Source organism: Adlercreutzia muris (assembly GCF_041223505.1).
GTDB lineage: Bacteria > Actinomycetota > Coriobacteriia > Coriobacteriales > Eggerthellaceae > Adlercreutzia > Adlercreutzia muris.
Window position 1 is genome coordinate 1 of sequence record NZ_JBCLQK010000006.1, and the last position, 14814, is coordinate 14814.

At 60.1% G+C, this 14814-nt stretch carries 14 protein-coding genes; 5 read left to right on the forward strand and 9 right to left on the reverse strand.

Annotation, left to right across the window (positions count from 1 at the left end; all coding sequences use genetic code 11):
• Nucleotides 1-160: 160 nt before the first annotated feature.
• The 8 genes from AAK988_RS06575 to AAK988_RS06610 form a co-directional block, all read right to left on the reverse strand.
• Nucleotides 161-346 (reverse strand): hypothetical protein, encoded by a 186-nt coding sequence (locus AAK988_RS06575; protein WP_369872611.1) that lies wholly within the window; start codon nucleotides 344-346, stop codon nucleotides 161-163.
• Nucleotides 343-1527, reverse strand: coding sequence for a D-alanyl-lipoteichoic acid biosynthesis protein DltD (dltD, locus tag AAK988_RS06580; RefSeq protein WP_369872610.1), 1185 nt, complete (start codon nucleotides 1525-1527; stop codon nucleotides 343-345). Before dltD ends, AAK988_RS06575 begins: the two co-directional genes overlap by 4 nt.
• Before the next feature lie 6 nt (nucleotides 1528-1533).
• Nucleotides 1534-1788, reverse strand: a complete 255-nt coding sequence (gene dltC, locus AAK988_RS06585; protein ID WP_302384939.1) for a D-alanine--poly(phosphoribitol) ligase subunit DltC — start codon at nucleotides 1786-1788, stop codon at nucleotides 1534-1536.
• Nucleotides 1781-2965 (reverse strand): D-alanyl-lipoteichoic acid biosynthesis protein DltB, encoded by a 1185-nt coding sequence (dltB, locus tag AAK988_RS06590; protein ID WP_369872609.1) that lies wholly within the window; start codon nucleotides 2963-2965, stop codon nucleotides 1781-1783. Before dltB ends, dltC begins: the two co-directional genes overlap by 8 nt.
• A 12-nt stretch (nucleotides 2966-2977) precedes the next feature.
• Nucleotides 2978-4516 carry a D-alanine--poly(phosphoribitol) ligase subunit DltA gene (dltA, locus tag AAK988_RS06595; RefSeq protein ID WP_369880529.1) on the reverse strand — a complete coding sequence of 513 codons (1539 nt, stop codon included), beginning with the start codon at nucleotides 4514-4516 and terminating at the stop codon, nucleotides 2978-2980.
• A 159-nt stretch (nucleotides 4517-4675) separates the two neighbouring features.
• A complete protein-coding gene (locus AAK988_RS06600; protein WP_369872607.1) occupies nucleotides 4676-7336 on the reverse strand; it encodes an NTP transferase domain-containing protein in 2661 nt (886 codons plus the stop codon).
• A gap of 96 nt (nucleotides 7337-7432) precedes the next feature.
• Nucleotides 7433-8512, reverse strand: coding sequence for an NAD/NADP octopine/nopaline dehydrogenase family protein (locus AAK988_RS06605; RefSeq protein WP_369872606.1), 1080 nt, complete (start codon nucleotides 8510-8512; stop codon nucleotides 7433-7435).
• Nucleotides 8513-8542: 30 nt separating this feature from the next.
• The gene (locus AAK988_RS06610) at nucleotides 8543-9367 is read right to left on the reverse strand and encodes a LicD family protein (RefSeq protein ID WP_302384930.1); all 825 of its coding nucleotides are present in this window, start codon (nucleotides 9365-9367) and stop codon (nucleotides 8543-8545) included.
• Nucleotides 9368-9458: 91 nt separating this feature from the next.
• On the opposite strand from AAK988_RS06610, the gene AAK988_RS06615 reads away from it, so the two are divergent.
• Nucleotides 9459-10622, forward strand: a complete 1164-nt coding sequence (locus AAK988_RS06615) for a glycosyltransferase family 4 protein (RefSeq protein ID WP_369872605.1) — start codon at nucleotides 9459-9461, stop codon at nucleotides 10620-10622.
• Here the strand turns inward: AAK988_RS06615 and AAK988_RS06620 are convergent.
• Nucleotides 10603-11496, reverse strand: a complete 894-nt coding sequence (locus AAK988_RS06620) for a glycosyltransferase family 2 protein (protein ID WP_369872604.1) — start codon at nucleotides 11494-11496, stop codon at nucleotides 10603-10605. The two genes, AAK988_RS06615 and AAK988_RS06620, sit on opposite strands and share 20 nt — an antisense overlap.
• 142 nt (nucleotides 11497-11638) lie before the next feature.
• Between AAK988_RS06620 and AAK988_RS06625 the strand changes: the two genes are divergently transcribed.
• From AAK988_RS06625 to AAK988_RS06640, 4 genes are all read left to right on the forward strand, one after another.
• Nucleotides 11639-12898, forward strand: coding sequence for a lipopolysaccharide biosynthesis protein (locus AAK988_RS06625; protein WP_331883043.1), 1260 nt, complete (start codon nucleotides 11639-11641; stop codon nucleotides 12896-12898).
• A gap of 47 nt (nucleotides 12899-12945) precedes the next feature.
• A complete protein-coding gene (locus AAK988_RS06630) occupies nucleotides 12946-13638 on the forward strand; it encodes a glycosyltransferase family 2 protein (protein ID WP_369872603.1) in 693 nt (230 codons plus the stop codon).
• On the forward strand, nucleotides 13638-13979 hold the full coding sequence (locus tag AAK988_RS06635) for a DUF2304 domain-containing protein (protein ID WP_331883048.1): 342 nt from the start codon (nucleotides 13638-13640) through the stop codon (nucleotides 13977-13979). Before AAK988_RS06630 ends, AAK988_RS06635 begins: the two co-directional genes overlap by 1 nt.
• A 114-nt stretch (nucleotides 13980-14093) precedes the next feature.
• A partial coding sequence (locus AAK988_RS06640) for an N-acetylmuramoyl-L-alanine amidase family protein (RefSeq protein ID WP_369880530.1) occupies nucleotides 14094-14814 on the forward strand: 721 nt, incomplete at its 3' end.

Sequence of the window (14814 nt, forward strand, 5' to 3'; positions counted from 1 at the left end):
TTACCCAGGGTACCAAGCCCGCTGACTGGCGGTACCAGATTCTGCTGATTGTTGGTACCGGAGAGGGTTACTACTCAGCGTTGCCAGTTGATAGGCGCTTCGGCGCCAGTATGCAGCTGAAGTGCAAAGAAGGGCGCTCTTTGGGGCGCCCTTCCTCATTTTAGAACTGCTCGTAAACGAACTCGGGCGGGGCGCCGAAGTCGCTGAAGCCCAAGAACCATACGAGGATGGCGATGCAGGCGAGGGCCGCGAGGAACCAGAGAGCACCCTCGGTCTTCGGGTGGCTGGCGAGCCATACGAGCATGCGCTCCTTGAGCTCCTCGGTTCTTGTTTTCTTGGGGCTCATTGAGCATCTCCGTAGAACTCGCAGAGCTTCTTGTCTACTTCCACCCAGCTTTTCCAGCCGGGGTGCATGACGTCCTTCAGGTAGTACTTGTCGTAGTCGTGAACGGAAAGATCCAGATACTCAACGCCGGCCTCGTCGAGCATGGCGCGCATCTGGTCGTAGAAGATCTGGCGGCTCTCCTTGTCCCAGGGCGTGTTGTCGTAGTAGATGCCCATAGCGGGTTGAATAACGATGAGCGGCTCGATGCCCAGATCCCTGCAGACACTAAGGAAGATGTCGAAGTCGGCGAACTCGTCCTGGTTCCATTCGGTGGCGCGGGGCTTGTTCTCGGCGCGGTTCTTCTCGTCCCACTTGAGGTAGTACTCGGTGTAGTACTCGTCGTAGATGCCCAGGTCGTTGTTCGTGCACATGGCCTCTGCGTCGGCGTGCACCGCGGCGTCCAGTTCCTCCCATGTCAGGGGAGGGTGCTTTTTCGCCTGAGCCTCTTCCTGGGAACTCGAGCCCTCTGCCAGCTCGGTGGCGATGGCCTCGCGGTGCTCCACCTCGGGCACGAGTTCTGCGACCGCCCGGTTAATGCTCGCGGTGAGCGATTGCTCGCGCAAGGAATCGAGCGTCGCCTGATCGGCGCCCATGGCCACGCAGCGCTGGTATATCTTCTCCTTGGTCTCGTCGCTCAAGCGCTCGTTGCCCATGGCGGCGGCGAAGGACTCCTCCGAAAACTTCTCGGCGAAGGCCGACTCGGACAGGCCATTCCCCATGAACCACTGGGTTCCCAGCATGAGTGCTATCTTGCGCCCGGGCAGCGCGCCCTCGGCGTCCAGCGCCGCCACTTCCGTGGCCTGCCACAGCGATTGGCAACCGGCGTTGCCGATGGCCATGAGGCTGAACCCGCAGTCGTTCTCGGAGAAGAAGCGCACGGGGTGGGCGGTGTCCTCGGTGGTCTGCTCCAGCTCGGAGGTGCCGAGCAGGATGTGCACATTGTCGCCGGCCTCCGCGCGCTTCGCCACCATCTCGGCAATGAGCGAGGGGCTCGAGGCAACGCCGTCCTGTACGCGAGGCAGGACGGGGCGCTCGTCCACGGTGGCTTTCAGCGACGCGTCGGTGGGCGCCTGAACGTACCAGGCGCCTCCCAGCCCGGCCGAAAGGGCGAGGGCCAGACCGACGCCGATGAGCTTCTCCATAGCGCGCTAGTTCCCCTCGTAGCGAATCTGCACCTGGTAGATGATCTTGTTCACAGTGTTCATCTCCTCGCGCTCCACGGCGGTGGGGGCGATTTCCACGCCGAATTCGCTCTCGATGCCGACGAGCAGCTCGATGGCGGCCATGGAATCAAGAAGACCCGCCTCGAACAGGTCGATGTCGCGCTCTTCGCGGATCACCTCGTCGTCGCAGACTTCCTCGATGAGGTCGAGCATGCGCTCCTCTACGGAATTGTCAGCCATGGATGAGTCCTCCTATCACGGTGTGCAGCTGTCCGGAGAAAATGGCCATGCCGAGCATGACCAGGTTTATCGTGACGAACCATTGTAAGGCCTTGTACCAGGTTTTCTTCTTGTGCTTCTTATGGAACGCCGACTTCTTCTGGTATATGTCGGTCGCCCCCATAAGGGTGCCGTAATAGGCGCCGTAAACGAGGTAGTCCACCGTAAGGCCGTGCCAGGCGCCCATGAGCATGAAGTTGGCCATGTATCCGGCACAGGCTGCGTGAAGCCGATCCTTGAACAGCTTTCTGCGCGTGGCGGATTTCACGACGCGCATGAACACGAAATCGCGTAGCCAGGTGGAAAGCGTCATGTGCCAGCGATTCCAGAACTCGCGCACGTCTTTCGCCAAAAACGGCGCGCGGAAGTTGCGCGGGGTCTTAATGCCGAAGCAGTAGCTGGCTCCCATGGCCATGAGCGAGTAGCCGGCGAAGTCGAAGAAAAGGTAGAAGCCGTACATGTAGGCATCCTTCACCTGACCGGCGAGCTCGCGCCACCAAGGGCCGTCGCCGAGGGGAGCGGGCGTGAAATAGTGGTAGAACACCGTGCCCAGCACCTTTTGGTATACGGCGCCCACCAAGATGAGCAGGATGCCGCGGGCCAGCAGGTCGGCGTACTCGCTGCGGGAATAGATGCGGTTGGCGTCCTCGGTGAACCGACGGGATCGGTCGATGGGGCCCGAGGTGAAGGGAGTGAAGAACACGAGGAAGTACAGGTAGTCGATGAAATCCATGTCCTCGATGATGCCGTCGCGCACCTCGATGACCACTTGCACCGCCTTGAAGGTGATGTAGGAGATGCCGAGGAAGCCCATGAGGTTGCCGTCGAAGACGGCGGCGATTTTGTAGATGATGAGCGGGGCGATGACGAGAGCGAGGGCCGTCCGGTACTTCCACAGTGCCTTCTCGCCTTGTTTCCAGCTGGCCAGTTCCCAGAAGGTGGCCGCGCAGGCAATGAGGAGGAAGGCGGCGAAGGCGGCCATGCCCTGCCAGTCCTCGCCGAACAGCAGCAGGAGGAACACCGTGGAAGCTGCCAGGCCGTAGTACTTGATGCGGTGCCCGGTAAAGCCCAGAACGGCCGCGGGAATGATGGCAATGGCGAGAAAGACGTAGAACGCCGGATCGATGTAAAAGTTCACGAGCGCCCCGACCTACTTCGCCGCCAGCGCTTTGCGGTCGATCTTGCCGTTCACGGTGAGTGGGAACGCATCGTGGAAGACGATCTTCTTGGGAATCATGTAGTCGGGCAGCGTGTGTCGGAGGGCCGCCTTCACCGCCTGGCCTGCTTTGAAATCGCGGGGCGCGTCCGGGTCGGACGGCAGGAGGTGCGCCACTAAATGGGTCACTTTACCGTCGCGCTCGGCGGGGAGCACCACGGCTTCCTTGACGGCGTCAAGAGTGGCGAGGGCCTGCTCCACGTCGCCCAATTCTACGCGGAAACCGTTGAGCTTCACCTGGAAATCGAGGCGTCCCAGGCAGAAAAGGCGCCCCTCCGCATCCAAGTAACCCTTGTCGCCGGTCTTGTAGATGCGGCTGGGAGAGCCGTCGGGGGCGACGCAGGGAGCGAAGGCGGCTTCGGTGAGGTCGGGCCGCTTCCAATAGCCGAGGGAGACGGTGGCGCCCTCGAGGTGCACTTCGCCGATCTCCCCGGCTGGGAGCTCCTCTCCTGTTTCCAAATCGCGGATGACGGCACGCACCTCGGGATTGAGGAAGCCGACGGGGAGGGGATTTGCGCTCTCGCACAGCTCCCGCGTGACGAGGGTGTCCGTAACCGCCTGGGTCTCGGTGGGACCGTAGGTGTTGTAGAGGGCCACGCCGGGGAAGCGGTTAAGGATCTTCTCAGCGGTGCCGTTGCGCAGTACCTCGCCGCACAGAACGATGGTGTCGAGCGAGGGGAGCAGCTCGGGCGCGAACGAGGGGTCGGCGAGGCACATCTCGATGAACGAGGGAGTGGAGACCCATTCGGCGAGGCCGCTTTTCTCCAGAGCCGCGAAGGTGGCGGCCATAGATTGCTCGCATTCGGTTTCAAGGGCGAAGAGGGCGTAGCCCTGGGAGAGGCCGGCGATGATGTCGAACAGGCTCACGTCGAAGGTGTAGGGGACGCGGTTGAAGCTCACGCGGTGGTCGCCTTTCGGGAAAAGGCGCTGGAAGTAGGCCATGAAGGCATCGACGCAGCGCGAGGGCATCATGACGCCCTTGGGACGCCCGGTGCTTCCGGAGGTAAAGAGGAGGTAGAAGATATCGTCCCCGCTTACACGCCAGGCCGGGTCGCAGGAGGCATCTTTGGCGATGGCTGACCGCACGTCGTCTGCGCGCAGCACGCGATTTGCTAGGGAGGGGTCGCAGGGGAGACCGTCATCGGAAAGGTCGAGCACGAGCGGTCGTCCTATCTGGTCGAGGATGTCCGCCACTCGATCGGCGGGGTAGGCCACGTCCACGGGCGCATAGGGCAGCCCCGCCTTTGCTGCTGCCAGAAACGACGTCAGCATGAGGGGAGACTTATGGCCGTAGACCACGACGGGCAGCCCGACCGGAGCCTCCGCGTGCAGGAAGGCGGCCAGGGCGTTGGAGGCGCGGCTCAGCTCGCCGTAGGAGACGACCTCACCGGGTCGCGAGGTGAAGTAGGCGACCTCATCGGGATGGCTGGCCGCTACTTGTTCGAAAGCTTCCAAAAACTTGCTCGAAGGCATTGCTCTCCCTTTCTTGCTTGTCCTCGCGTTCGATTATAGCTTTTCGCGTGTCACCCCCTCGGGCTTTCCGCCAACGGCGCACAACGTTCGCAGTTCTTACGATTTGCTCAGCTTCGCCGGGCGAATCGTGCTCTCGTGGCGCGATACGCGCTCTTTCGCTCACTGCCGCGCGAAGCGGTACCGCGGGTCGATAGCTTGAAGCTCGGCGAATGTGTCAATTTCCGTGATGTCCTCCGGCTTGCAGGGGCGTACATGAACGCGGTAGCTGGCGGGTCGTCGGTCGAGGGCGACGTCATCCCAGAAGATCTGGCGGCATTCATCGCTGCTCTCGAAGACCTCCGCAAGGTCGCGGGAGAGGCGCATGCCGTCTTCGCGGCTCCAATAAGACAGTCCTACCATTTGCCAACAGGGCTCCTGCGAGCCTTTGGCAATGGAGGTGATGCGCCCTTCGTCGTTTGCGGTGAAGCGCCAATCGGGAGTATGGGGGACGGGGAACGCGAGGTAGTTCGTCCGATATTGGTACTTCGTCACGAGATGGGGATTTTCCAAAAGAAGGTCGCTTTCGAAGGCGTAGGCATTTTGGAAGAAGTCCTTGGCAAGCACTGCCGAGGAGATGTTGTTCGTGGAATCGAAGAGCGGATTGTCTATGAATTGAATCATCGGATACTTGGAGAGCAGCTGATCGAACTCCTCTTTGAGATAACCGCGAACGATGTAGATTTCCGAAATTCCCGCCGCCAGTACGGCATCGAGGAGCCGATCGATAATGCGGACGTCATGCACGCGCACCAGGGGTTTGGGCGTATTCACCGTGATGGGCAGCATACGGCTGCCGAAGCCAGCGGCGAAGAAGATGGCCCGGCGCGCTCTGAAAGGCTCGAGGGCGTTCAGGCCGGCGCCGGTGACGATGCCGTCGCGCAGGAGCCCGCGCTGCTCAAGCGAGGCGATGAGCGTTTCCGATGCGTCGGTTGCGCTGTCGCTCCTTTCAAAGGCGACAAGGGCGTTGAACTCGTCCTCGGTGAGCTCCGCGGGATCGACCGCGCTGTCGCCGCTACGCTTCAGAGCGTAGCGGCCGAAGGTCTTGGCCGCCTCGTACCATACGCGCAGCCATTCTCCCACCGGGGAGCCTTGGGCCTCCTTGTACAGCCCCCACACATACCAATACCACCCGACCATGGCGGTGCAGGCGAGAAGATGCTCCTCTTCCTCGGCGGTTGCGGGCCGTCCGAAATAGAGGGGGAGCACATTCAGGGCCTCTTCCACGCCATAGCCCGAGCCTTGGGCGATGAAGTTCCCCAAATCGCACCCGTAATCTCCCATAGCTGCGTACTCCCAGTCGATAAGGCAGGTACCGTTCGGTCCAATGAGAATATTCGGGCCGAAGAAGTCGTTGTGGCAGAGGACGGGCGCACCGGCGCCGGCACGCATGGCCTTTTGCAGGGAAGCCGCCATGAGGGCGAGCTCTTCGAAGTCTTCGGGCAGGGGAGCCTCTTCTGCCCGCAGCAGGTTGGCGATGCGGCATCCTTCTTCATAGAAGTCGAACTGCCAGGGAGACGCCGCTCCGCTTTCATGGAGCGCGCGGATGGCTTCAAGGGCGCTGCCGACGTGGGACTGGTCGCGATAATCGAAGGGGGTGCAGTCGGGGATGAAGCGAGACAGCTTCCAGCCCTGATCGGGGTCTTCGTAAAGATAGGAAGTGTCGAGCCCAAGATCGGCTGCAATTTCCATGGCATGGGTCTCCGCCTTGCGGTTGACGAGTGCGTCGGTTCCGGCGCCGGGATGCCGGTAGACGTACCGATTTCCCTTGCAGCTGAACAGGACCGAAAGGTTGGTGATGCCTTCGGTCAGCGGTTCGACATCGACGATATCTGCGCGGGAGCATTCCAGGGTGCGACATATGTTGTCGAGGATGGCCGAGTCGACGTTTTCCATGAAATCGGCGTCGAAACTTCGCAGATCGCCCAGGTAATCGAACTCAATCACTTCGCTCGTATCCACTTTATGCGCCGCGATCAATTCCCTGTCGGGGTTTTCCAGTAGCAGCGTTTCCCAGAGTTTGTCTCGCGTGGAAGCGAGGGGGTATACCTTCTCCAAATAAGCGAGGTAGGCGAGTGAGTCTTGCTCTCGCAGGAAGGCAGGGCCCTGCAAGACCCAAGAGGGATGGTCGTCGAAATGGGCGTCGTCGTTGCGCTGGATGCCGATGATGTAACCGCGCCCGTTGACAGCAACTGACTCTTCCATCGCCTCGTTGCGGGTCAGGGTGCAAAAGGACTCGTACTCGTAGCCATGGAAAGGGTTGTTGGGATAATACTGATCGGACGAGCAGATGTATCCGTTGCCGACGAAATTACGGGCAGCCCAGACCGACGCGTGGTTGTTGCGATCCAGATAATGCGGATTGTCGATAATGGTGACACCGTAGCGGTCTTCAAGATAGAAGAAGCGCTCTTTCATATGGCCTACGACTACCGCGATGTTCTCCAGGCCAGCTCCTTGCAGTTGCTTGATGAGACGTTCGATGAGCGTTTCTCTGCGAACCTTGAAGAGCGCTTTGGGCTGTTCGAAGGAAAGAGGGGCGAAACGAGTCGAGAGGCCTGCTGCGAGAATGATCGCGTTTTGCGTTTTGAACGGCTGCAGAGCTCGATAACCTACATCGGTGAGGCGGCCGGAATCTTCAACGAAATGCCCTTCCGCGAGGGATCGCAGGGCGGCGTTGACCGAGCCGACGGATATGCCCGTGCGATCCGCCAGCGCTCGCTGAGTCGCCTCTCCTTCTTCCTCCAGGGAGCGGAGGACGAGGAATTCATTGCGATTGAGCATGAGATTCTCCTCTCCTGTTGTTCAAAGCCACTGTATACGAATGAGGCCTTGAACAAAAGAGGAGGCGTGGAGAATCCCCGCAATGAGCGATTGCGATTACCGGTAGAGCTGCACTAGCTCGCTGAGCGTGGACGGCATGCCGTTCGGGACAACCTCCGCTTGCCCCGCGTTGCTCGTGTACCAATGGTAGACGTCGTCCATGAAGGGAGTGGGTACCATTGCTAAAGCTGCTATGTCCCGGATGGCTTTGAGTCCGTAAGCGAAGTCAGCTCTGAAGTACCGCGATTGAAAGTCGGGGATCCATTGCTCCGGTCCGATCTCCTTCATGGGGGATGTGAGTCCCCTGAAGGCGGGGATGCTCGAGATTTTTGCAGCAAGGGCAGCGGCATCTGCGCTCTCATAATGCTCTCTCAGGGGCCGTACCAAGGAGAGATCAAGCTCCGTTGCGCTTTCAAGAGCGCGACAAAGGCTTTGGAGCTCGTCGTCGCAGGCGAGGAGTAGCTCTGCGGAGGGCACGTCCCATTCCTCGTAGAACAGAATGTTCCGAGGGTAGGTTATCCCCTCCTCCCATTGGCGGAACATCGAGCAGATGCGCGTAGTGTGCAGAATGGGGTTGGAGGGCGTGAGGGTCTCGATAAGGTAGTTGGGCAGCGCGACGGCCGGCATGGCGAACAAATCCGCCATGAGCGAGGCGACCCTTTCCGACTGGGTGCTTGGCAATGTACCGATCTGAATCTCGGATTTCCGTCCAAGGGAATACACGGAGGCGCCGCGCTCTTTGATGCGGGCGATGTCGTGCACGCGCTGCAGGCCGAAGACAATAGCATCACGATTGAGAGCTTCTCCGAAGAAAAATTCTCCGCAAGCACCGGGCACGATGCCGATCAACTGTTCCTCAGCGACAAACGGCGCCAATCGTTGGGCCGTTTCCTCAAGCATGAAAGTTGGGTGGGTTATGAATACGACCTCTGGGGAGGCCATGGCCAGGGCGGCATTATCGGTAACAAGGGCCAACGGGCCCTCTTTCAGCAGGGTGTCGCCTTCGCCGAGCACTTGCAGAGTGTTGCTCCAGCGAGCCGGATCAGACACCAACATGGTGACAGAATGCCCTGCTGCGGCAAAGTCTCCTGCCATGAGCGTTCCGATGTTGCCGCCTCCGACGATGGTGATGTTCATGACGTCTCCTTGCAGGGCAGATATCAGCGATTAAAACTCTAGAATCTCGGGTTTGTGGTTGCGCCGCTTCTCTGGCGGCGGAAGCTGGTTCCAATCGGGCCCATAGGATCTTTCCAGATAGGCCTCCACATTGGCCGCCACGGGAAACTCGCCGTCTTCGAAGGGAATCCTCCTTGTAGGAAGGAAGATGGCTTTTGGATAGGGACGAGGCTTTGGATATGAGAGACAGGCGCATTCGTCGCTGCCGCTTTGCCCGAGTTTGGCGGTGGAAAGGTAGTTGCGATAGATGGTGTCTGCGCTCGTCGTTCGACTGAGCACGTTGTGGGCGACGCGGCATGCGCCGCGCTCAAGAGCCCCCAAGGCACCTTGGTGGGGAACAACAACCGAGGGGGCGTGGTAGAGGTAGGATATTTTTTGCCAGCGGCGGCAGACGCCCATTTGTTTGCGGGCGACAACCGGGTCGGGGCCCAGGTAGTCGAAAGGGAAGATATCGATGAAGATGCCTAAGTCGAAGCCAGCCTCCGTGGTTTCTTTGGCGTAGAACTTAGTTCCTCGCTTCATAACCTTTGCGAACATGGGTGAGTAATGCTCGGTTGTGGCGGGTTCCACGAGTTGCAAATCCTTAGGGAGTGCCTTTGGGGCAATGGCGAGGAATCGCTCGTAGTCCTCGCGCATCATTCCCAGATCGATGTCGTCGTCCCAAGGAATGAAGCCTCCATGGCGTACGGCTCCCAGCGCGGATCCAGAGTCGAGAAAATAGGTAATGTCGTGCTTGCGGCAGACGTCGTCTATCTCGTGGAGCATCTCCAGCAACGCGAGTTGCAGGCGGCGCAAGGTTTCGGGATCGTATTGCATGGTTCTCTTTTCGTCGGAAATGGAACGGCGATTATGGTAACACAGGCAGCGCGAGCGTTGCGCTGGCCGTCCATGGTGTATGCTTGTGCCCATGGAACATTACGTCATTTTCTCGGCTCTGTACCTTCCTAGCATGGGGGGTGTGGAGAAATACACGCATAATCTTGCGGCCGCTCTCGGCCGTGCCGGGCGCCGCGTGACCATTGTGACGTCGCGGCTTTCCGACGACGATCCGGCTGAGGAGGAGCGGGACGGCGCGCGCATTGTTCGTCTGCCGAGTCGCCCTCTGTTGAACGGTCGGCTTCCGTTGCCCAAGCGGAACGGCGAATACCGCATGCTCATGGCCGCCCTCGATAATGCGGGGGGCGATCATGTCGTCGTTAACACGCGGTTTTACCCCCACTCGCTGGAGGGCCTGGCTTTTGCGCGTCGCCATGGAGTAGAACCCATTCTCGTCGAGCACGGATCGGCTCATCTGTCGTTCGGCGCGACCCCCCTCGACGCCGCGGTGGTCCTTTACGAGCACGGTATTACGGCGCGAGTGAAGCGCTATCACCCCCGTTGCTTCGCCGTGTCGAAGCGCAGCGCTGAATGGATGGGGCATTTCGGTCTTTGCGCCGAAGGCGTTCTGTCCAATGCCATCGATGCCGCCTCCTTCAGGGGGCTGTCGTCGGGACGCGATTTTCGAGCGGAGCTGGGGTTGGCGGCGGATGCTTTTGTTGCGAGCTTTATCGGACGCTTAGTGCCCGAAAAGGGGGTTGGGGCGCTGATCGAGGCGTCGCGGGCCATCGCCTCCGTTGAAGGGCGTCCTGTGGCATTCCTGCTTGCCGGCGAAGGCCCACTGGCCCTGGAGGCGCGTGCTGCCCAAGGGCCCTCCCTGCGACTTCTTGGGCGCCTTGACGAGGCGGACGTGTCGGCTCTGCTTGCGACTTCGGATGCCCTGTGCCTGCCTTCGCGATCCGAAGGGTTCGCCACCTGTCTGCTTGAGGCCGCCGCATGGGGCGTGCCGCCGGTGACGACGGCGGTGGGGGGAGCCGATGAACTGGTGGGCTCTGGGGATTGCGGCGTACTGCTCGCCTCGCCCGACGGGGCCGAGGTGGCCCGGGCAGTGCGAGCCCTGGCGGATGACCCCGATGGCGCCGCCGCCAAGGGGCGCGCTATTCGGATGCTCGTCGAGGGCAGCTACTCTTGGGATGAGACGGCGGCCAGGTTGATCGAAGTGTGCGAAAGCTCAGCTATTTCTGGAACTCGGTGAGGGCGAGCACCCAAGCGAAAGGGGATGCCAGCGCTGCGATGGCGGGGTTGGGTGCCTTCCGAATGCCATCGAGCATCGTTTCTTTCGAAAAATGGTATCCCACCAGGTAGAGCATGCTCGCTTTGAATTTCAGCAAGAAGGTGTCGGCTCGCTCGATGTGCATGCGCTTGAGTCGGATATAGCCCTGGGGGTTCTCGCGGGTGACACGACGAGCGTTGCTCGTGTAGCCGTCGTCGCGGTAGTCGGCCAGGATGAGGACTTTGTTCAGGACGGCAAGCTCGTACTCATCGTCGATAAGGAAGTACACGTAGGTCTCGGCAATGAACTTCTCGCCCTCGGCGACGACGAAGGGGTAGCGCCGGAGCACGTCGGTGCGGTAGATGACGGCCACATCCCCTTTGTGACCGGCCTTGTAATAGAGATCCCAAATGGTAGTGCGTCGAAGCGCCTCAGGCATCCAGGTTCCCAGAGGTTTCCGGGGGCTGGTGCCGTCCAGGCCCACAATTCCCGCGATATCCTCCTCGCTTCGCACTTCTTCCCAACGCGCGAGAATGGCTTCGACGGCGTCCGGCACGAGGGTGTCGTCGGAATCGACACAGAAGAAGAGCTCCTGGTTGCAGGCTTGAACGGCAGTGTTCCAGGCGCGCTGCTTGCCTCCGTTTTGCTGGCAGAGGTAGCTTATGGGGATTTCGCCGCGGCTGGCAAGCTCTTCCACAAGGTCTCTCGTCTCGTCGGTGGAGCCGTCGTCGACGATAAGCCAATGGAAGTCCTGGAGCGTTTGGGCGACGAGACTACGGTAGAGGTCTTCCAGGCAGTAGGCGCGGTTGAAGGTGGGCGTGAAGACGCAGAGGGTTTTGGGGGTGTCGTCGGTCACGCTTCAGGCTCCTTTGCTGTCTGGATTAATCATCGGATTGTCTCCGCCGGTCACGGACTTATAGTATCGTAGCACGGGCCGCGTGCGCTCGAAAGGGTTGCGATGCGGCCGCAGCAACCGTACAAACATGATAGGAAGCCCCGTGATTTCGAGCAAGCCGCTCTCGATGAAGAGGAACATGGTGTGGAACACCGCTGGGTCTATGACCTCGCTTGTGTGCCAATGGCTCATCACTGTCCTCGTCGTGCGTATTGCCGGGGGCTACGAGGCGGCTGGCGTGTACTCTTTGGCTGTGTCGGTGTTCGGCATCTTCGCTCCCGTGGCCCAGTACCGCATGTACACCTATCAGATATCGGACACGCGTGGCGAGAACACCATGGGCGAGTACTTCACCTTCCGTCTGGTCACGGACGGGATTGCCCTCGTCGGGTGTTTCGTCTACTCGCTGTTCACTTGCAGCATCGATGCGGTGCCCACGATCATGATCTTCGGGGTGTACAAATGCGTGTCGCTGCTGCTCGATGTGCTGCACGCCTGCGAACAGCGCCATCGCCGAATGGACTATCTGGGCATCTCTATGATACTTCAGGGAGTTTCCTCGCTCGGCATTTTCGCGTTGGTGTTTTGGCTCACCAAGAATCTGAACCTCACGCTCGTCGCCATGACGGCGGGCTATATCGTCATCGCGGTGGCTTACGATCTGCCACGGTCCCAGCAGTTCGAAAAACTCAAGCTCGGCATTCCCATCCCGAAAGCGTGGCATTTGCTGACTTACTGCGCGCCCATCGTTATCGGTGCGCTGCTGGTGGCCGCAGCCTCTTCGGTGCCTCGTCAGTATCTCGCCTTCGACATGGGAGAGGCAGCTTTGGGCATTTACGCTTCGGTGGCAGCCCCGGTCGCCGTGGTGCAGAATGGTGCCTCTTACGTGTACTATCCTCTCATCGGATACTTCGCAGACTATTACGCTGAGCGGAATTACAAGAAGCTCCTGGGTCTGTTCGCTCGCGTAACCGGCGGCATTACCCTGGTGGGCGTCGTGTGCGCCATCCTTCTTGAGCTGTTCGGCGTGCCCCTGCTGGAGCTGTTCTTCGCGAACAACATTGCCGAGTATGCCTACTTGCTCACGCCAATGATCATCTCGGCCGTTATCGCCGCCTATCTCTGGTTCCTAAGCGACCTGCTCATTGCCATTCGGGATTTCCGAGGGAATTTCATCGGGAACGCGGCCTCCCTCGTCGTGGCCGTGGCGTGCATGGTGCCGTTCGTCGCTACGTGGGGCATGAACGGGGTAAGCTTCACGGTGGCGGCCTCTTCGCTGGCCGGTGCCGTTGCCATGGCGCTGTCGTTCGTGCTGAAGCTGCGCTCGTCGAAAGCCGACGAGCCGTCCGAAGGCGCGGCTTAGCGCTATACTGGAAATGCTTCAAGATGAGTGATGCGACGGAGGAGCCTTTGAGAGTTCTCGCCATAATTCCCGCCTACAACGAGCAGGACAACATCGTCTCCACGGTGGAGGACCTGCAGCGCCATGCCCCTGGCGTCGACTACGTGGTCATCAACGATGGGTCAACCGATGCCACGGAGGCCATCTGCCGCGAGCGCGGATTCAACGTTATCTCGCTTCCTGCGAATCTCGGTCTTGCCGGAGGGTTCCAGACGGGCATGAAGTATGCCCTGCGGCAGGGCTACGACTATGCTCTGCAATTCGATGCCGACGGGCAGCACTCCGCCGCCTTCGTCTGGCCCATGGTGGAGCAAGCAGAAGCCGATGGGTCAGATATCGTTATTGGGTCGCGCTTCTGCACCCAGAAAAAGCCCATTTCTGCGCGAATGTTGGGGTCGATGCTCATTACGGGGATGATTCGCCTGACCACAGGGCAGCGCGTAGAGGACCCCACTTCCGGCATGCGGCTTTTCAATCGGAAGATGATTTGCGCCTTCGCGGACAATTACGACTACAGCCCGGAGCCCGATACCATCGCCCTGGTCATTCGCGGAGGCGGCAAGGTGTCGGAGATGCAAGTCGAGATGCGGGACAGGGTGGCGGGGGAGAGCTACCTGAACTTCACGAAATCGGTCACCTATATGCTGAGGGTGTGCCTGTCCATTCTCTTCATTCAGTGGTTTCGAAAGAAGGGCAACTGATGTATTGGGTCGTGCTTATTGCGGGGGCGGTGGGCGCCCTCGCCTATGTCGTTTTGAAAATCCGCCACAATCAGCTGACGACGGCGGATGCCGTGTTTTGGTTTCTGTTCGCCCTCGTGCTTATTGTGGTGGCAGTGTTTCCCCAGATTGCCTATGGGCTTACGGGCTTGCTGGGCATGGAGTCTCCGGCGAACTTCGTGTTTTTGTGCGTGCTTGCCGTGGTGGTCTACCGACTGCTGGCGCTTTCGGTGGAAAACGCTCGGCTGCGCGCCAAGCTGACGACGCTGGTGCAGCATGTCGCCCTTGTGGAGTATCGGGAGGTCGACGAAGAAAACCGCTGACGGTGCCTTCGCTTTGTGGTTGGCGATGGGGCTGATGGGGCCGTTTTCCCCATGTCAATTAAGGCTCCCAAGGGTTATACTGACGCTATATGCGTGATTAGAGGAGGTTAAGTCGTGAGAGGTTTGAGAGAGAGCGCCAAATACCGGTTCGGCAGTCTGTGGGTGGCGGGGACGCTGGCCCTTGCGCTGTCGTGTGTGCCGGCTGTGGCGCTGGCTGAGGAGAATGCGGGTGCGGAAGCACCGACTGCTTCCGATCCCGTTGCGTTGACGCAAGGTGCGAACGACCATGATGCAGGGATGCTAGCTGCGGATGGCGGTACCGATTCGCCTGCGTCCGCGATGCCGAGTTCAAACGATGCCGATGTTCCAGATGTCGTTGCGGACGGTGCGGATGCCCTTGAGCCCTCCGAGGGCGATGGGGGCGATGGGGGCGATTCGGCGGATGAACCAGCGGATCCCGATCCCGTGCAACCCGCTGAGCCTATCGTGCCTGGCCTCAAAGCCGTTGGCGATCGATTCCAATACGTTAACGACGACGGGTCGTTGGTGACGTCTGACTGGAAGACAGTTGATGGCAAGCGCTATTACTTCGGCTCTGATGGTAATTCGGCGCGCTGGTCTTGGAGGATCGATGGGGACTGGTATTACTTCGATGGCAAGTGCGTTATGCAGACTGGTTGGGTTACGTGGCGTGCTGACGGCTTGAAAAGCTATTTCGATGCCAGCGGCAAAGCGCTGACCGGCTGGCAGACGATTGGGAATAGGCGCTACTATTTCGATCCCTCCACGGGCAAGTCCGTCCGCTGGGAGCAGAGGATCGGCGGCGCGAACTACT